The sequence below is a fragment of the Chryseobacterium sp. W4I1 genome (genome assembly GCF_030816115.1).
Taxonomy (GTDB): Bacteria; Bacteroidota; Bacteroidia; order Flavobacteriales; family Weeksellaceae; genus Chryseobacterium.
Genome location: NZ_JAUSXQ010000001.1, coordinates 749,662 through 768,267, shown reverse-complemented (window position 1 = coordinate 768,267; position 18,606 = coordinate 749,662). Strand labels below are relative to the sequence as shown.

The 18,606-nt window shown below is 37.1% G+C and carries 15 protein-coding genes; 1 reads left to right on the top strand and 14 read right to left on the bottom strand.

Features of this window, described 5'->3' with window-relative positions; genetic code table 11:
• Positions 1-105: 105 nt before the first annotated feature.
• The 12 genes from priA to QF044_RS03485 all read right to left on the bottom strand — a co-directional run bounded on the left by priA (position 106) and on the right by QF044_RS03485 (position 15,726).
• Positions 106-2,553: a primosomal protein N' gene (gene priA, locus QF044_RS03540; RefSeq protein ID WP_307263720.1), complete on the bottom strand. Its 2,448-nt coding sequence runs from the start codon at positions 2,551-2,553 to the stop codon at positions 106-108.
• Positions 2,554-3,113: 560 nt separating this feature from the next.
• A complete protein-coding gene (locus tag QF044_RS03535) occupies positions 3,114-4,022 on the bottom strand; it encodes an AEC family transporter (protein ID WP_307263717.1) in 909 nt (302 codons plus the stop codon).
• A gap of 77 nt (positions 4,023-4,099) precedes the next feature.
• Positions 4,100-6,583, bottom strand: coding sequence for a glycoside hydrolase family 2 protein (locus QF044_RS03530; protein WP_307263714.1), 2,484 nt, complete (start codon positions 6,581-6,583; stop codon positions 4,100-4,102).
• Complete coding sequence (locus QF044_RS03525) at positions 6,576-6,962, bottom strand: GxxExxY protein (protein WP_307263712.1); 387 nt, start codon at positions 6,960-6,962, stop codon at positions 6,576-6,578. Before QF044_RS03525 ends, QF044_RS03530 begins: the two co-directional genes overlap by 8 nt.
• Before the next feature lie 357 nt (positions 6,963-7,319).
• Positions 7,320-7,982: a copper homeostasis protein CutC gene (locus QF044_RS03520; protein WP_307263710.1), complete on the bottom strand. Its 663-nt coding sequence runs from the start codon at positions 7,980-7,982 to the stop codon at positions 7,320-7,322.
• A gap of 175 nt (positions 7,983-8,157) precedes the next feature.
• Positions 8,158-9,150, bottom strand: coding sequence for an isoaspartyl peptidase/L-asparaginase family protein (locus tag QF044_RS03515; protein WP_307263707.1), 993 nt, complete (start codon positions 9,148-9,150; stop codon positions 8,158-8,160).
• A gap of 99 nt (positions 9,151-9,249) precedes the next feature.
• Positions 9,250-9,738 (bottom strand): YeeE/YedE family protein, encoded by a 489-nt coding sequence (locus QF044_RS03510; protein ID WP_307263704.1) that lies wholly within the window; start codon positions 9,736-9,738, stop codon positions 9,250-9,252.
• 25 nt (positions 9,739-9,763) lie between these two features.
• A complete protein-coding gene (locus QF044_RS03505) occupies positions 9,764-10,327 on the bottom strand; it encodes a YeeE/YedE family protein (RefSeq protein ID WP_307263701.1) in 564 nt (187 codons plus the stop codon).
• A gap of 16 nt (positions 10,328-10,343) precedes the next feature.
• A complete protein-coding gene (locus QF044_RS03500; protein WP_307263699.1) occupies positions 10,344-11,756 on the bottom strand; it encodes a rhodanese-like domain-containing protein in 1,413 nt (470 codons plus the stop codon).
• A gap of 80 nt (positions 11,757-11,836) precedes the next feature.
• The gene (locus tag QF044_RS03495) at positions 11,837-12,628 is read right to left on the bottom strand and encodes a sulfite exporter TauE/SafE family protein (RefSeq protein ID WP_307263697.1); all 792 of its coding nucleotides are present in this window, start codon (positions 12,626-12,628) and stop codon (positions 11,837-11,839) included.
• Positions 12,629-12,814: 186 nt separating this feature from the next.
• Complete coding sequence (locus QF044_RS03490) at positions 12,815-13,438, bottom strand: Crp/Fnr family transcriptional regulator (RefSeq protein WP_307263695.1); 624 nt, start codon at positions 13,436-13,438, stop codon at positions 12,815-12,817.
• A 20-nt stretch (positions 13,439-13,458) separates the two neighbouring features.
• The gene (locus QF044_RS03485; RefSeq protein WP_307263692.1) at positions 13,459-15,726 is read right to left on the bottom strand and encodes a family 20 glycosylhydrolase; all 2,268 of its coding nucleotides are present in this window, start codon (positions 15,724-15,726) and stop codon (positions 13,459-13,461) included.
• A gap of 102 nt (positions 15,727-15,828) precedes the next feature.
• Between QF044_RS03485 and QF044_RS03480 the strand changes: the two genes are divergently transcribed.
• Positions 15,829-16,644, top strand: coding sequence for a DUF4197 domain-containing protein (locus tag QF044_RS03480; protein ID WP_307263690.1), 816 nt, complete (start codon positions 15,829-15,831; stop codon positions 16,642-16,644).
• A 611-nt stretch (positions 16,645-17,255) separates the two neighbouring features.
• Here the strand turns inward: QF044_RS03480 and QF044_RS03475 are convergent.
• Entirely contained in the window at positions 17,256-18,098 is an 843-nt protein-coding gene (locus QF044_RS03475) for an IS3 family transposase (protein WP_307263688.1), read from the bottom strand.
• Between the two features lie 23 nt (positions 18,099-18,121).
• Positions 18,122-18,556, bottom strand: coding sequence for a helix-turn-helix domain-containing protein (locus tag QF044_RS03470; protein ID WP_307263687.1), 435 nt, complete (start codon positions 18,554-18,556; stop codon positions 18,122-18,124).
• Positions 18,557-18,606 lie beyond the last annotated feature (50 nt).

The window sequence follows — 18,606 nt, the reverse complement described above, 5'->3', positions numbered from 1 at the left end:
TAAGTTAAAGAGCCAAACACTTAATCAACGACCAAAAGTAGAAATTATTGTGAGAAAAAGGGCTACGGAGGTCTTATAAAAGACCGTAAAGTTTGTTAAAAAAAGTTAAAAATCCACAAAAACGTCTTTTTTAATACTTTGATAAGCAGTGATTTCATCAAATTCATTCAAACTCAGCAAAACCATTTTCTTGAATTCATCATATTTTTTCCCGCGGGGAAGCTTGAGCATAATTTGAAACTGGTATAAATTATTCAGTCTTGCAATCTGAGCTCTTTCGGGTCCTAAAACACATTCTTCTGGAAGATATTTTCGTAAAATAGAGCCTAAAAACTGGGAAGCCCGGTTCACTTTATCTTCTTTCCTGTGTTTCAGCTCAATCATGATGAGTTTTGTGAACGGCGGATAGTGGAATTTCTGACGTTCGGTAAGAATATATTTATAAACCTTTGCAGGATTATTCATTTTAATAAGCTGGAAAACGGAATGTTCCGGATTATAGGTCTGAATGAGAATTTTCCCTTTCCCTGAAACTCTTCCCGCTCTCCCTGAAACCTGCGTGATCAGCTGATAAGCTCTTTCTTCGGCCCTGAAATCCTGTACATAGAGCAGAGAATCGGCTTTAGGAATGGTAACCAGTTCTATATGATCAAAATCAAGCCCTTTGGAGATCATCTGCGTTCCCACAATAATGTCTGTTTCCCGGTCTTCTATTTTTTCGTACAGTTTTTCATACGCAAATTTCTTACGCATAGAGTCTACATCCATCCTGTCTACTTCATGATCAGGAAACAATTTGGATACTTCTTCATGAATCTGCTCTACACCTACTCCTCTTTCATTGAGGTTTTCTGACTGGCATTTCGGGCAGCTTCTCGGTTTTGATGCCCGCTGGCCGCAATAGTGACATTTCATCTCATTGGCAGCCTTATGATACGTCATTACGACATCACAGTTTGAGCAGTAATTGACATAGCCACAGCTTTCGCATTCTATAACATTGGCATAACCCCGGCGGTTATGAAGCACAATGGCCTGATTTTTCTCGTCCAGTGTTTTTTTGATCTCATCAATTAAATGTAAAGAGAAGTTCCCTGAGACTTTCTTGGATTCCTGAGCCTCCTTAAAATTGATCAATTCGTATTCCGGCAGTTTCACATCCCCAAACCTTTCGTTCAGGAAAATATATTTTATTTTATCTTTTCTGGCGTTGTAATAGCTTTCCACAGAAGGGGTGGCGGATCCGAGAATCACTCCGGCTCCGTAAAAATTCCCCATGACCAAGGCGGCATCTTTTGCATTGAAATAAGGCGAAGCTTCTCTGGGCCTATAGGCAGAATCATGCTCTTCATCTACAATGATAAGTCCGAGATCCTGAAAAGGTAGAAACAGAGCATTACGTGTTCCTATGAGAACTTTAATATCATTCTGTTTGATCCTTCTCCAGACTTCCACTCTTTCAAAATCGGTTAATTTCTGATGATAGAAACCGAGCTGTCTGCCGTATTTTTTTTCTAATCTTTGGGTAATCTGCTTCGTCAGAGAAATTTCCGGAAGCAGGAACAGGACATTTTTCCCTTCCTGAATACATTCTTCAATTTTCTCTAAATAAATATGGGTCTTTCCCGAAGAGGTTACCCCGTGCAACAACACGTTCTTTCCTTCTTCAAAAGCTTCATCAATCTCTGTTTTAGCTTCCTTCTGCTGTTCGGAAAGTTCTTCAAGTTCTTCAATTTCGCCTTCATAGCTTTCGATCCTGTCTTTCTGCATGTGATATTCTTCGACAAGATTTTTATCTGCAAGTGCCTTAAAATGGGAGCTTCCAAAATATCCGTCTTCAAAAAGATCTGCTTTTTTAATGGGAGTTTCAGGATGTTCTGTCTGTTTTTCCAAAATGGCCAGGAAAAGGTCTTTTTGTTTTGAAGCCCTGTTCAATTTTATAAGAATATCGGCAAGGTTCTGATTTTTCAAAACCTCATCATTGATTTTTACATAGGCTACTTCCTTAGCTTTATATTTTTCAGCTATTTTTTCGTCTATTTCAATATACTGCAGATCGATCAGAGAATTGATTGTTTTGATGATATCCTTTTTAGGAATAAATGCCTCAATATCGGTAAGGTTGATCAGCTGGCGTACTTCCAATGCCTGAATAAGATACATTTCATTGACATCCAGATTCTCAAAATCAACCGTTATATTGGGTTTTAATTTCAGATAGGTTTCACTTTCCAGTTTTAAAGAAGAAGGAAATGCAAAACGGTAGATTTCTCCAAGTCCACAAAGGTAATATTCTGAAAGCCAGTTCCAGAAGCTGATCTGCTCTTCCGGAAGTATGGGTTTGTCATCCAAAATACTGATCACTTCTTTGGCTACAAAACTTTCCGGAGCATTATCATGAAGTTCAAAAACGATTCCCGTATAGATTTTCTTTCCCCCAAACGGCACCAAAACCCGCATTCCAATCTGAATTACAGATATCAGTTCTTCAGGAACTTTGTAAGTGAAAGATCCTTTTAAATTAAGGGGTAAAACAATTTGGGCGTACAGCAAGGGAAATTTTTAAAATGTAAAATTAGATTTTTCTTTAGAGAACTGCAATTTTTTGTTGAGATTGTCTTCTGTCATTACGAGGAGATGCAATGGCCGTTATACCGGATAAATTTAAATTTTGGCTAAAGCCATTTACCTATTATTCAAAGTCAAACGGGCTAAAGCCCGTTCCTATTGAATAGAATTTTTCATCCAGTAATCTGCATAGTACTGTTGACTAAAAATATCTCGTAGATTGAACTGATAAAGCATATAAAAAATAACGCAAACATCTGCCAGATCCGCCAATCTGCGAGAGATTATTCTCTGTATATAAATCATTTTTTTGTATCACTATAGTTTTTACACGCAAAGGTCTGATTTAGGATTTCTTGATTTAAGGAGGCAAGATGTGGCTACGCCATTATTAAGCTATATGGTTAAGGTGTTTGCTTCATCAGATCAATGTTAAAATATGGAGCTTTAAGATATAGCTTTGCATAAAAACTAGAATACAACTGCCTTTTTGAGATTCTTTCGCTTCGCTCTGAATGACAGTTCTAACTCTGAGAATAATAAATTTAGAAAAACCATTCGATAATCTGATACCAAACGGCAGAAGTGAGGAATCCAACAATAATACTGAGGCCAACTATCAGGTTGGTAAGTCTGGTGTTCAGTCTGAACTGTTCTGCAATAATACTTGAGGTAACAACAGTCGGCATTGCGGCTTCAAATATGGTAATTTTTGCAATATCTCCTTTTATATTGAGAAGCAAAGCCAATCCAAGAACAATTGCCGGAGCCAGGATCAGTTTATAAAACATGGAAGCTGACATCTGAGGAATCAATTTTTTCCATCCGTTGAATTTGAGCTGGAGACCTACAGAAAATAAAGCCAATGGGCTTACGGTTGCTGCGAGTTTATCAAAAAACGGTTCTGCAGCGGTAAAATCAATAAACTGAGATAATACTAAGGCTGCAATACAGCCAATTAGCGGTGGAAAACTGACTAATCTTTTAAGAATAAATACAGCACTTACTTTTCCGGATTTGCTTCCTCCTTTCACGGCTGCTATGATTCCCAATGTAGAAAGAGCAAAGAACATGGTCTGATCGCAGATAATGGCTATACTTAAAAGGCTTTCGCCATAAAAAGCACTGATCAGGGGAAACCCGATAAAAGATGTATTACTGTAACCGCTCGTGAGTTCTAATGTGCTTCTGGACCGTCTTGAATAGCCTTTACTTTTACTGTAAAACATCATAAAGAAAAAGCAGAAAACAGAAATCAGAAAGGTAGCGGCAATCGGGAACAGCATTTCTGCTGACCATTTTACTTTTGGCAGGTATTTAAAGGAAACCGCGGGCATGGCAAGGTAAAGAATCCAGGTATTGATGCCTTTGTGAGCATCGGGATGGATAGATTTTGTTGCTTTGAATACCATTCCTGCAATAATACACACCGCAATCAGAACAAAATTCACCATAATATTAAAAAAATAAAGTATAAAGTTACGGCTGATTTTTCAGTTATGATCTTAAAATTTTATAGATTCAACAGTTTTTAATTTTTCAATGTATCCCAAAGACTCATTACGTTAATATTTCCTAAGGGTTTTGAAAGCTTGATCTTTTTTGAGGTATTGGGAAGCAGGTCAAAGAAGTTATCATTGAACTGGGTATCTCCCATCAGATAAATATCTTTTGCCAAAACATCTGTAGAGATTTCAACCTCATCTGCTGAGATTTTTTTAATCTTAATATCAGGCTTTGGCAACTGAAGATCTTTAGGCTTTGAAAAGAAATGTTGATTGACAGCAATTATTTTCCCGCTGCCATCTTTAAGCGTAAGCTGTAGGAAGACTTTATTTTTATCAGAATCAGAAACTAAAGTAGCCATTTGTATGGGATCAAATTTCAAAATACTTTCCAATTTTTTTTCTTTTGAAACAGCCTTAAACTCTTTTAAAATCTGACCGTCAAAATTTATTGTCTGTAGCTCTAAATTAACATCACTGAATATGTTCAATCCGTCATTAACAGCGTAGAAGTTTAAAACACCTTCTTTTTCTTCTGTTAAAATAACCTGTTGCTCAAAGCTTCTTTTCATCTGGTAATGCAAAGCTTTCCAGTTTCCCAGATAATCAATGGATGACCAGGAAACAACCGGCCAGCAGTCGTTGAGCTGCCAGTATAAGGTTCCCATATTGTAGGGTTTTGAACGGCGGTGGGCTTCAACAGCGATTCTCATCCCACGGGACTGAAGCAGCTGGGAAATGTAATTATATTGTATAAAGTCTGTTGGGACTTTGTAATCTCTTTTCATGTATTCACTGATGATCTCCCAGCCTCTTGTATTCTTTTCATGGGCTTTTATGACAGGATTCTGAAGATTGAGATCGGGAGTCCCGGAAAACATAGATTTCACAGCTTCCAGGCTTGGCATACCCTGAAAACCATATTCTGACATGAAGCGGCCAACTTTTTCATTATATATTTCAAAGGGTTGTTCTCCCCACCAGACTCCCCAATAATGGGAATCTCCTTCTGTGAGACTTTCTTTGTGTCCCCAGCCGATAGATGGTGAGCTGGGCCAATAGATATTTTTATCGGAAGTAAGGCTTTCCCACAATGTATTTGGAATAAGTTCGTGGAAGAGTTTTTTATAGTCTTTCCAAACTTGGAGGGAATCTTCTTTTGAGTATTTGAACTGTTTCTGATAACCCCAGTTAACAATAGCTTCATCAATTTCGTTATTTCCACACCATAAAGCAATGGAAGGATGATTCTGAAGCCTGTTAATCTGATCTTTTACTTCTTCTTTTACGTTATTTAAAAAATCTTCATCAGCTGGATAAAAACTTCCTGCAAACATGAAATCCTGCCAGACCAAAATACCGTTTTCGTCACAGGCTTTGTAGAATTCATCATCTTCGTAGATGCCACCGCCCCAGACACGGATCATATTCATATTAGCATCTTTGGCGTCCTTGATCAACTTTTGATATTTTTCTTTAGCTATTCTGGGTGAAAAGCTGTCGGAAGGAATCCAGTTGGCTCCCTTTGCATAGAGTGGCTTTCCATTGACTTTAAAATAGAAGGATTTTCCTGCTGCATCTTTTTCCTGAACCAATTCCACAGTTCTGAGTCCGACTTTTATATTTTCCTGATCCAATGATCTCTTATCTTTAAATAGTTCAATTTTAAAATCATAAAGATGGGCATCTCCCCAGCCATTGGGCTGCCAAAGTTTTAATCCGTCTGTTCCGTATGGAATACTTATTCTATTGAGACCTTTTTTAAGGTAAACTTTTTTATTTAATTTATTAATATTCAGCACATAATCCCCAGGATTCTGTGTATCGATTTGTATCTCAAATTTAAGATTCAAACCATTCTCAGAAGAAATCTGATGATATTTAACGTTCTGGATTTTAGCCAAATTCCAGAGTTTTAATTGTATGTCTTTCCATATTCCGGCAGTCACCAATCTTGGTCCCCAATCCCATCCAAACTGATACTGGGCTTTTCTGACAAAACTTCTCGGTGATTCGGGAGTGGTAAAAGGAACTTTCTTTGCCAGTTCTTTCCCTTCATTTACTGCCGATCTGAATTTAATTTTTAATTCATTATTTCCTTCTTTCAAAAAGTCTTTTACAGGAATTTCCCATTTCCTGAACATATTGTCTATTTTTTTCAGCAGCTTTCCGTTCAGGTAAATTTCTGAAAAGGTATCAAGGCCGTTAAAAACAAGGTCTATCTGATCGTTTTCCAGTTCTTTTGATAATACTTGAAAAGTGGTTTGGTACTCCCAGTCTTCGTTTTCTATCCACTGTACTTTTTTCTCATTCTCATCTTTGAAAGGATCCGGAATCATTTTATTATTCATCAGATCAAGATGTACAGTACCAGGAATTCTTGCAGGCAGCCATTGCTGTTCTTTTGTATTTTTGAACTGCCATTTTTCCGAAGACAAACTTCGTTCCGTAATCTGTGCACCCATGATACTCTGAATAAAAAGGAAAGCAAAAAGGATAGATCTATTCATTAATAAGTTTGTTTACAATTCTGTGAATTCCGTATTTAATAAGTTCACTGTTAAAATTTATCAGTAGCCCTAAATTTAGGTTAGCTAGCTTCAGATAGGTTAAAACCTGGGAATAAAAAACAGGATTCAGCTCCAGAACAGATTTTACTTCAATAATAACCTTATTTTCTATAATTAAGTCAATTCTATAGGCGTTTTCTACTGTAATTTCTTTATACTTTAAAGGTAAGGAAACTTGTTGCTTCACATCCAATCCAAGTATTTTCAATTCATAAGCCAGCGCAGTTTCATAAGCATTTTCCAACAATCCGACTCCTAGATTTTTGTGAACTTCTATTGCTGCTCCTATTATCTTGTAGGATAGTTCGTTTTCTGTCATTCATTTGTGTTTTGTTATCTAAATTAATTAAGATACTAATACCATGTTATTTTTAACGCAAAGTTTTATTTTAGGACGTGTTGAGTTTTAAGGAAAGCAAAGGGAAGAATCAACAAGTTGATTCGATTAAGCGAACGTTTATCCATTCAGCTTCATAAACGACGCAGTCGAATTCTTTGCTCTCTCAAAATCGAGCGTTATCTAAAATAAAACTTTGCGTTAAAAAACTATTGACTTTCAAAGCGAAAATCTCAATTAAGCAAATGTTTTTATCCATACAGCTTCATAACAACGAAGGCGGATTCTTTGCTTTCTCAAATAAAACGTTATCTGAAATAAAGCTTTGCGTTAAAAGAACTATTTATTTTTCAAAGCGATAATTTCGTCAGCACTGGCTAAAGCTCCACCGTCTGTAATTGCTGAGGAATGAAAATAGCCCGCATTGGTATATTCTCTGATCTCTTCAATATTGGTTGAACGAAGTCCGCCACCGACCAGAATTTCAAGCCTTCCATCAGCCAGCTTAACCAACTTTTTAAGATTTTCCTTACCTTCTGAAACATTGGGCTTCTGACCTGATGTGAGAATTGTTTTAAAGCCGCAGTCAATGACTTTTTCCAAGGAATCTTCAAGACCTTTTGCCCGGTCAAAAGCACGGTGAAAAGTACAGGGAAGAGGATAAGCCATCTCAACCAAAATCGTATTGTGTTCTACATTTACCTGATTATTTTCGTCCAGGATTCCAAAAACAAAACCATCTACATTCAGGGATTTCAGCCTGATAAGATCTTTTTCCATATGCTCAAATTCAGCTTCCGAATAGGTAAAATCTCCGCCTCGGGGCCTGATCATTACAAAAATTGGAATGTTTATTTTTGCTCTGAGCTTTTTTGTTGTTTCAAAATCAGGCGTTGTTCCGCCTTCATTCAATCCGTCACATAATTCTATTCTATCGGCTCCATTTTCAAATGCAATCATTGCTGATTCCGGGTTGAAGCACGCTATTTCTATTTTTGACATTTTTTATTTACTTTATATTTTTAGATTACTCCTGAGATATTTTTACAATCAGAAAGAGTTATTTTCTAAAATCTGTTCATATTTCGAAATTTTAATTTCTTTCCAATCCTGAATGGTTATTAAAACCGCTGTTGATTCTTATTTTCCTGACATCAAGTTTAAACAGAACATCTAATTATTTCAAGGCAAATTCTGGTTTTTCCAGACGATTTCCTTTCTGGTCATAGACTGCGAAATTAAATCCATCCTGAATACAGTAAGAACCATACTCTCCTTTTTTATTCAGGGCAATGAAACCAACCTGGATATCTTTCAGGTTTTTATTTCTTCTCTGGGTAATTTTTACAATTCTCTCTACAGCTTCTTTGCATGCCTGTTGTGGGTTTCGGCCTTGCCTCATCAACTCAACCACCAGATGGGTTCCGACTGTACGGATTACTTCTTCACCGTGTCCGGTAGCGGTAGCAGCTCCCACTTCATTGTCAACAAATAAACCTGCCCCAATAATGGGAGAATCTCCTACCCTTCCATGCATTTTAAAAGCCATACCGCTGGTGGTACAGGCTCCGGAAAGGTTTCCCTGTGCATCAAGGGCGATCATTCCAATGGTATCATGGTTTTCAATATTGGCAACCGGCTTATATTCACTGGTTTTCAGCCATTCTTTCCATTCTTTTTCTGAATCGGGAGTAAGAAGATTTTCTTTTTTAAATCCCTGTGAAAGGGCAAACTGCAATGCTCCGTCTCCTACCAGCATTACATGAGGTGTTTTTTCCATAACTGCTCTTGCTACAGAAATTGGATTTTTAACGTGTTCTAAACAAGCTACTGAACCTATATTGTAGTTTTCGTCCATAATACAGGCATCAAGGGTTACTCTTCCGTCCCTGTCCGGACGTCCTCCATAGCCTACACTTCTTTCCGTAGGGTCCAATTCTACCAGACGAACTCCCTTTTCCACCGCATCCAGAGCTTTTCCGCCTTTTCCCAAAATGGTCCAGGCTTCTTCATTGGCTTTCAGACCGAAATTCCAGGTGGAAAGAACGATAGGCTTGCCTGTTATTTTATGGTTTTCCGGCAGGTCTTTAGCCATAAGATCCATTGGATTTACAGCAAGTGCCAGAGAAGCTGCAGCGGTTTTTTTTATGAAATTTCGTCTACTTTGCATGTGAGATGTATTTGCCTCCCAAATTAGCAATTTTCCCGCTAGCTGAAAAGAAAAAAGACCATAGCAAATTATCTACGGTCTTTTTTTTATTTTTTGGGATCAATGAGGCAGCTTGTCTCTGAAGTATCCATATACCCAAGTTCCGGCAATAGCACTCAGAAGTGTTATGGAGACGGCTAATGCCCCGGTCCCGATCTGGGCAAAAAGAGGTCCGGGACATGCTCCGGTAATAGCCCAACCAAAACCAAAGATCAATCCACCGTAAATCTGGCCTTTATTAAATTTTTTGGATGGTATAGAGATAGTCTCGCCATGAATTGTTTTGATATTGATTTTTTTGATCAGCCATACCGAAATCATTCCCACCATTACAGCACTGCCAATGATTCCGTACATATGAAAAGACTGGAGGCGAAACATTTCCTGTATTCTGAACCAGCTGATCACCTCAGCTTTCACAAAAATAATTCCAAAGATAATTCCTGCCACCAGATATTTCAGGTTATGATACCATGGATGTTTTAAGCTGCTTTCGTTGGTACAGGCAGTGTCCTGATGATGAATGCTTAATTTTTTATTGTCTGACATAATTGATTTCTGTTTAAATTTTTAGTTAAAGGGAAAGAATGATTGGTAAAATAAGGTTGGCCATAATAAAACCACCAATCATAAAGCAGACTGTAGCTACCAGAGACGGCCACTGCAGGTTGGAAAGTCCCATGATGGCATGACCACTTGTGCATCCGCCGGCATACCGGGTTCCAAATCCTACCAAAAAGCCACCGGCAACCATCATGATAAATCCTCTTAGAGTTAAGAGACTTTCAAAATTCATCAATTGTACAGGAACAAGATTGGAATAATCTGTAATGCCATAACCTGCCAACTCGGTTTTAAGTGCTGAACTCACTGTAATTGCGTCCGGATTAAACATAAAGTTGGCAGCAATCATCCCTCCAAAGAAAATTCCGAGTACAAAAAATAAGTTCCACGCTTCTTTTCTCCAGTCATATCTAAAGAAGCTGATTTTCGCAGGTATGCATGCTGCACAGATGTGTCTGAGTGAAGAACTGATTCCAAAAGATTTATTTCCCAAAATCAACAGGGCCGGAACAGTAAGCCCGATTAAAGGGCCAGCTATATACCAGGGCCAGGGTTCTTTAATAATATCTAACATCTATTTTTATCTTAATTTATTTTAAAATTTTGGTCTGACACACGAAATCACTTTTCGGAATATCAGTCTTTGCAATGGCATTAAAACCTCCTTCAATTTCCGTAAAATTCCTATACCCTCTTGCCATAAGAATACCTGCAGCCATCATACTTCTGTATCCTCCTGCACAATGTATATAGAAATGCTCTTCCTGGTTTATTTCATTGATCCATTCATTGATATAAGCTAAAGGCCTGCTGTATGCCCCTTCTATGTGTTCTGCATTGTATTCACTTTCTTTTCTCACGTCAAGGATCTTAGCATTTTTTCCTTTTATTTCCTTCTCAAAATACTGAGCAGAAATACGGTTTACAACATCTGTTTCTTTTCCACTTTTTTCCCAGGCTTCAAAACTGCCTTCCAGATATCCCAAAACATTGTCGAATCCTACCCGGCTGAGTCTGGTAACTGCTTCTTCTTCATATCCTTTATCAGTAACAAGCAGTAAAGGCTGATTCACGTCTATAACTAAAGCTCCTACCCATGGCGCAAAATCACCGTCCAACCCGATATTAACAGACTGTGGAATAAAGCCTTCTGCAAATTTCTTATTATTTCTTACGTCCAGTACCAAAGCTCCTGAATTTTTTGCTGTTTCTTCAAACTGGTCATGAGAAAGGGCATTCATTCCTTTTGATAGTACTTCTTCAAAACTATTATAACCATTTTTATTCATCGCAACATTCATCCCGAAATAAGGAGGAGGAGGCAGCAATCCATCTGTAATGGCCGTTATAAAGCTTGCCTTATCTTTCTGATTAAGGGCATAGTTTGTTTTTTTCTGATTTCCTAATGTATCCTCTGTTTCCTTCTGCATATTTTTACCACAGGCGGATCCGGAACCATGGGCAGGATATACTATAATATCATCTTTCAAAGGAAGGATTTTCTGATATAAACTGTCGTACAACAGTCCTGCTAATTCTTCACGGGTCATATCTGCAGTCTTCTGAGCCAGATCCGGACGCCCCACATCACCTAAAAATAAGGTATCACCACTAAAGAGGGCTTTTTCATTTCCATCTTCATCCATCAGCAGATAAGATGAACTCTCCAGAGTATGTCCAGGGGTATGAAGGATTTTTATAGCCACCTTTCCAAGTCTGAATATCTGCCCATCTTCTGCAATAAGGGCTTCAAATTCTGTTTGTGCAGTAGGTCCGTATACAATCGGAGCTCCTGTTTTTCTGCTTAAATCTATATGTCCGCTTACGAAATCAGCATGGAAATGAGTTTCAAAAATATATTTCAATTCTGCCCCATCCTTTTTCAGTTTTTCTATGTATGGTTGTGTTTCACGAAGTGGATCTATGATAGCAGCCTCTCCGTCTGACATGATGTAATAAGCTCCCTGAGCCAGACATCCTGTATAAATTTGTTCAATTTTCATACTGTTCAATTTTACTTTGTTTACTTATGCAAATTTGCTGCTTTCATCTTTTTACTACAGCTACTTTTGTTACATAAGGATTATAAAAAGATCTCTTTAAAAAAGATATACATTCCCATCGCCAGGATAAACCATCCGAAAGCAGGTTTTAGCTTTTCGCCGTCGATCTTTCTGGAAAACCTTGAGCCTATTACAATTCCTGCAACGGCAATAGCAGTAAAAGACCATAAAAAACGCCATTCTATTGCTGCATTTCCAGCGGATGAAGAAAAACCTATCAAAGAATTTAAAGAAATAATGACGAGTGAAGTTCCAACGGCATTTTTCATAGGCATTTTCAAGAGGTTAACTAAGGCGGGAATGATCATAAAACCACCGCCGGCTCCTACCAATCCGGTTAAAACACCTATAGCAGAACCTTCTCCTGCTGCCAGAAAGGACTGATATTTCCCATTTTGCCCCTTCGTTTTTATTGCTGCATTTTTTCTAATCATTTTATAGGAGGCAAGGATCATCAAACCAGCAAAAACCAAAAGAAGAAAAATATTTCTTGTCAGAATAAAATCACCTATCCTGAAAATATCTGACGGAATGAGCGGCACCAGGTAAAGTCTGGTAAGAAAAATAGATATAATGGAAGGAATGCCAAATATAAGTGCGGTTCTTAGATCTACAAGCCCTTTTTTAAAATATGAAAATGATCCCACAGCACTGCTGATTCCTACTATAAAAAGAGAATATTCTGTGGCAATAAAAGCGTCTAATCCAAAAAGATAAAAAAGCACGGGAACAGTGAGTATACTTCCGCCACCACCTATTAAGCCCAACGAAATCCCAATTAAAATTGCTGCTACGTATCCTATAATTTCCATTTGTTATTCAAATAATTCTGAGCAAAAATGAAAATATCCGGAGAAAGCTACAGCTACTTTTGTTACATAAGATGTTTTTAAACCAAAAAAGCCATATAAAATTCAAAAAATAAACGTTATTGGAATCCTGTTTTTTATATTATTTGAGGAATGAATACTATCTAGTTAATTATTAGCTAGTGTACTTTAAGAAAGCGTAAGTTTATTCCGGCCGAGCTTTACCCTTCCTGCTTCTTCCAGTTGTTTGAGCAGTCTGGACACTACCACTCTGGCGGTTCCCAGTTCATTGGCAAGCTGTTCATGAGTGATTACAATGGTTTTAGAATTTGTAAGCTCATATTTTTTATGAAGAAGGTCTAATAACCTTTCGTCTACTTTTTTAAAAGCAATGGCATTGATGATGTCCAGTAACTCTTCAAAACGTTTATGATAGAGTCTGAAAATATAATCCAGCCATTCGGGATGTTCCTTGATAAATAATGAAACTTTATCTACCGGCAGGAAAAGAATTTCAGCATCTTCTTCCACTTCAGCTTTTACTATACTTTTTTCCTGATGCATTCCGCCCAGGAAAGACATGATACAACTTTCTCCCGCCTGAATATAGTACAGCAGTATTTCTCTTCCATCTTCTTCCGTTCTGATCACTTTGATCATTCCTTTCATCACAATGGGAATAGAGCGTATGGAAGCGTTTTCATCTAAAATAATGTCTCCCTCGCTATAGCTTTTGGTGATGCCATATTGGTAGAGTTTTTCAACAAGTTCCGGTGAGGAGGAAAATTCAGAGGAAAGAATGGTGTCTTGCATTGTATAAGATTGTTTCATCTCTAATTTACACCAATTTCATCAACAAACAACCACGCTTTTGAATCTGCTCCGGGGTTTCCTGAAGGAATAATTCCTGCGTTTTCTATTTTTAGTTTGATGTATCTTGAATTCTGGGTTCCTACATTCAGCTTTATTTTTCCTTTTGAGTTCTGGATTTCGTCTTTCCCAATTTCTTTGATTATTTTGAAGTTCTTACCATCATCAGAAACAAAGATTTGTGCAGATTTTGCAAGATGAATCCAGCTTCCCTTATTTTCCAAGGTATTAAAATAAACTTCTGAAAATGATGTTTTCTGTCCAAGATCAATGGTTGCAATGACATCTTTCCCCTGAAAGCCCAGCCATGTTTTTCCTAACTGTCTTGTGTTTCCGATAATTCCATCTACCAAGGTAAAAGCTCCGCCGAAAGAATAGTTTTCACTTGGCTGTTGTTCTAACGTAATCTTTTTTCCAGTCGTTTTTGAAATGGTAAATTCCTGTGAAGAAACTGCACTTTTCAGTTTCCCATCTGCAAAATAAGCAGATTTAACGGTTAAAGATTTTGAAACAGCAATTGGTCCCTGATAAACCTGTGAATTTATTGAGGGTTCTGTTCCATCTGTTGTATATCGGATTCCCTTTGGATCTTGTGATACAGTCAGTTCGTAAGAAATACCATTATTAGCAGGAATTACTTTACTAGAAATGTTGTAAATGCTTTTTGCATAATTGACTTTCATTTGATCCAGAACTTTGAACTGATTGATTACCCTGTCTTCAAATTCTTTATAATTTTTAGGATCTGCCGTTCCCCATCCTACTTCGGAAAGTGCCATCAGTCTAGGGAATATCATATACTGCACTTGTTTAAAATCTGTGATATATTCTGTCCATAAATTGGCCTGAACGCCCATAATATATTTTGCCTGTTCTGCATTGAGTTCTGCAGGAACAGGATTGTAGGAATATACTTTATCTAAAGGGGTAAAACCTCCAAAAGCATTAGGTTCAGACTGTGGGTCGCCCTGATAATGATCGAAATAGCAATAAGCTCCCGGAGTCATTACAGCGAAGTGTCCTGATTTTGCGGCTTCTATTCCCCCATTCACACCCGTCCAGCTCATCACTGCAGCATTTGGGGCCAGGCCGCCTTCAAGAATTTCATCCCAACCGATGATTTTCCGGCCTTTGCTGTTGACATATTTTTCAATTCTTTGGATGAAATAGCTTTGTAAGCCATGTTCGTCTTTGAGATTATTTTTTTTAATCAGTTCCTGACAGTGGGCACATTCTTTCCATCTTGTTTTCGGACATTCGTCACCTCCGATATGGATATATTGTGATGGAAACAGCGCAATAACTTCATCAAGAACATTTTCAAGAAAAGTGAATGTCTCTTCTTTCGGGCAGAAAACATCATCAAAAACGCCCCATTTTGTAGCTGCTTCAAAAGGTCCTTTTGTACACGCGAGTTCCGGATAAGCAGATAATGCAGCTAAAGCATGACCCGGCATTTCTATTTCCGGAACAATAGTAATGTGTCTTTGCTGGGCATATTTAATGACCTCTTTAATCTGTTCCTGAGTATAAAAATAAGGGCCGTAAGGCTTTCCGTCAAAAGTATTATCAACATAAGCACCCATCATCGATTCTTTACGTTTTGAACCAATTTGGGTAAGTTTTGGATATTTTTTAATTTCAATTCTCCAGCCTTGATCATCTGTAAGATGCCAGTGAAAGGTATTCAGCTTATACATAGCTAAATAATCAATGTATTGTTTAACCTCATCAACATTAAAGAAATGGCGACAAACGTCCAGATGCATTCCGCGCCAGGCAAATTTCGGACTGTCGCTAATTTCCATAGTTGGTATTTCCCGGTCTTCTTTGTGCTCTTCAAACAGCTGAATCAATGTCTGAAGGGCCAGGAAATAACCTTGCTTAGTATAGGAACTGATAAAAATTCTTTTGGGAGAAATATCAATAGTATATTTTTCTTTATCACCTTCAGGATTAATGGGAACTTTCGGCTGCGGAACCAGCATGTGCATCACATGCACTTTTTCCGTACTGCTACTGGATTGAAATTTGACCATGGAACCGAGACGTTTTTTTAAATATTCTGTTTCTTCTTTTGGCAGCTTATCATTCAGGATCAATGTTTCTGGAATTACAAATTTCCCATTCTGCATGGTTACACTTTGGGGGTAAGGGATTAAATTCGGTCTCTTTTGAGCAGAAAAGGCAGTAGAAAAAAGAGCAGAAAATATAAAAAGAAAACGTCGCATTTAGGTTAGATTAAGGTTTTAGCTAATATAATTATTTTCTAAAACTCTTTGGTGATTTAACTTATTAAATAATAAAACATCTAAATTTGCAAAAAAGATACAATGAGAAAAAATATTTTATTCGCTGCTGCCCTGTTACTTTCAGTTTCCTCACAGGCACAGCTCTTAGACATTATCAAATCTACCGTTAAAACCAAAACCGGTGTTGACCTTGATAATCCATCAAAACCTAAAAGTTCTACAACAACCACTGCTACAACTAATACCACCACTACTACTAAAACCTCTCCTGTTAATCTGGGAAGTTTAACCTCAACGCAGATTTCTTCAGGATTAAAGGAAGCGTTAAGCCTTGGGGTAACTGATGGTGTGAAGAAACTGGCTTTGACAGACGGATTCTTAAAGAATGAAGCGGTAAAAATCTTAATGCCAGAAAAACTAAGAAAAATTGATACCACACTCCGCTCTCTGGGAATGGGAAGTCTTGCTGATGAAGGAGTAAAATTATTAAACAGAGCTGCTGAGGATGCGGTAACAGAAGCCGCTCCTATTTTTACCAAAGCCATTACTTCAATGACGATCACGGATGCTAAAAATATTTTATTAAGCAGTGATAATGCAGCGACCAATTATTTACAGACCAAAACACAAAGTCAGTTGTTTACAGCCTTCCAGCCAAAGGTAAAAGCTTCATTGGGAAAAGTGGGTGCAGATACGGTATGGAAAAACCTGATTTCAAAGTACAATACTTTTACAGGACAGTCTGTAACGACCGATCTTAATGAATATGTTACCACTGAAACTATTAACGGGGTATTCAAGATGGTAGCTGACAAGGAAAGCGGAATCCGAAATACTCCGGCAATGAGAACAACTTCTATTTTACAGAAGGTTTTTGGGGCGCAGGATGGGAAATAAATGAAGTTAGAACTTAATTTAATTTTATTCTTTTCTTTTGTCTTGAAACAAAAGAAACAAAAATTCAAGACTTGGAAACTTTCGCTAAAAATAAATCCTGTTCACTAAAAATTCTAAAACTTGCGCGAATTCTTTATTTGTTCTTCGGTTCAAAATTTATCTCGCGCTTCAAACAGTAGAATTTTCTTAACGTTCACAGGATATATTTTTTTAACGCTACATTTTCCTATGTCGGTTAAATAGTGTTTTTCATAACACTTTTTGAGAACATTTACAATGAGAAAAATCTGTATCATCTGCTAAATCTGCGAGGGGAAAATCTCTGATTACTATTTATTCTTTTCTTTTGTCTTGAAACAAAAGAAACAAAAATTCAAGACTTGGAAACTTTCGCTAAAAATAAATCCTGATCTCTAAAAATTCTAAAACTTGCGCGAATTCATTATTTGTTCTTCGGTTCAAAATTTGTCTCGCGCTTCAAACAGTAGAATTTTCTTAACGTTCACAGATTTTATTTTCTTAACGCTACATTTTCCTATGTCAGTTAGAATGGCTCAAAAATATGACTAGTCCTGAAAATCCGATACAGATTCAAGGACAAAAATAAATAATTAAACCAGAGCAAATTTGTTTTTGCTTTGGTTTTTGCTTTTATAAGTTTTCATTTTGACTTCTTTTTGTTTATGCATTTGATTTGGGGTTAAATAATGATTCGAAAAATGAGGTCGTAATTCATTATAAATTCCAATAGCTTCATTGACTATTGTTCTTCTAAGGGAAGTTTCAATATCATATTTATCGATATCAAATTCTTGTTTTAAAATACCATTCACTCTCTCTGCAACAGCATTTTCGTAAGGGTCGGAATTCTGTGTCATACTGCATTTTAATTGATGCTTTTTCAAAATCCTTTGATACTCATTTGAACAATATTGTAAGCCTCTGTCAGAATGATGGATCAGTGGTTCTTTTTCAATGTTATTGCTCTTTAATGCCTTTCTCAATGCTACAAGGCTGCTTTCTGTATTAAGGTTGTCTGCAACATGATATCCAACGATTTTCTTGGAATAAGCATCAGTTATCAGGCTTAGATAACTTGGCTTTTTTCTATTCCCGATATAGGTAATATCTGCTACCCAAACCTGATTGGGTTTGTTTATACTATAATCCAGAATCAGGTTTTTATGCTTTCTGAATCGATGATGAGAATTCGTTGTGATACAATAGCTTCTCTTGGGAATTATGAGTAGATGATTAGCTCTCAGAATATCAAAAAACTTATCCCTCTCTATTTTCAAAGACCTTAAAGGTTCCTTTAAAAGAAAATACAGCTTCCTGCCTCCTAATTTTGGCATTTTTACGCGAATATCTTCTACCAGTTTAATCACTTTCGAAGCTTTGCTTTGTGAGCTTTTATGCCGTTTGATACTTCTATAATAGACTTGTCTATTCAATCCGAACAATTCGCAGGTAAAGATTAGCGTTTCTTTTTCTTCACTGCGGAAGTGGCTGATTGTTCGGATGGTAAGTTTTTTCTGATATCAATATCATATTCTTTCTCAGCAAGATTAATCATCATATCGAAAAATATGACCTTTTTATCTGCAATGTAAGCCTGTTTCTCTAAAAATGCTTTCTGCTTTTCAAGCAGTTTAACTTCAGCTTCCAATTCCATAATACGCTGTTCCGGAGTCTTTTTCATGCTAAATGACGTTTGGTTTTCCCAATCAAAGGTACCATATTTTCTAAGCCAACTAACAATCGTAGAGCGTGATTGGATACCGTATTTTTTACCACACTCAGTGACTCCTGACTTTCCTGCTTCTATTTCTCTTACAATTTGAAGCTTCAAACTCAAATTGTAATCTCTCTGTGTACGTTTGATGTACGCCGTTTCTAAATGTTCTTCCATAACGAGTCTTTTTTTGTGTATCGATATTTCAGGACTAGACATTATTATTA

Excerpts from the sequence above, each read along its gene's own strand:
- QF044_RS03490 (WP_307263695.1), bottom strand. The coding sequence starts at position 13,438 with ATGCAAGACACCATTCTTTCCTCTGAATTTTCCTCCTCACCGGAACTT.
- QF044_RS03525 (WP_307263712.1), bottom strand. The coding sequence starts at position 6,962 with ATGACAGAAAACGAACTATCCTACAAGATAATAGGAGCAGCAATAGAA.
- QF044_RS03515 (WP_307263707.1), bottom strand. The coding sequence starts at position 9,150 with ATGCAAAGTAGACGAAATTTCATAAAAAAAACCGCTGCAGCTTCTCTG.
- QF044_RS03500 (WP_307263699.1), bottom strand. The coding sequence starts at position 11,756 with ATGAAAATTGAACAAATTTATACAGGATGTCTGGCTCAGGGAGCTTAT.
- QF044_RS03485 (WP_307263692.1), bottom strand. The coding sequence starts at position 15,726 with ATGCGACGTTTTCTTTTTATATTTTCTGCTCTTTTTTCTACTGCCTTT.
- QF044_RS03530 (WP_307263714.1), bottom strand. The coding sequence starts at position 6,583 with ATGAATAGATCTATCCTTTTTGCTTTCCTTTTTATTCAGAGTATCATG.
- QF044_RS03520 (WP_307263710.1), bottom strand. The coding sequence starts at position 7,982 with ATGTCAAAAATAGAAATAGCGTGCTTCAACCCGGAATCAGCAATGATT.
- QF044_RS03495 (WP_307263697.1), bottom strand. The coding sequence starts at position 12,628 with ATGGAAATTATAGGATACGTAGCAGCAATTTTAATTGGGATTTCGTTG.
- QF044_RS03480 (WP_307263690.1), top strand. The coding sequence starts at position 15,829 with ATGAGAAAAAATATTTTATTCGCTGCTGCCCTGTTACTTTCAGTTTCC.
- QF044_RS03505 (WP_307263701.1), bottom strand. The coding sequence starts at position 10,327 with ATGTTAGATATTATTAAAGAACCCTGGCCCTGGTATATAGCTGGCCCT.
- QF044_RS03510 (WP_307263704.1), bottom strand. The coding sequence starts at position 9,738 with ATGTCAGACAATAAAAAATTAAGCATTCATCATCAGGACACTGCCTGT.
- QF044_RS03470 (WP_307263687.1), bottom strand. The coding sequence starts at position 18,556 with ATGGAAGAACATTTAGAAACGGCGTACATCAAACGTACACAGAGAGAT.
- QF044_RS03535 (WP_307263717.1), bottom strand. The coding sequence starts at position 4,022 with ATGGTGAATTTTGTTCTGATTGCGGTGTGTATTATTGCAGGAATGGTA.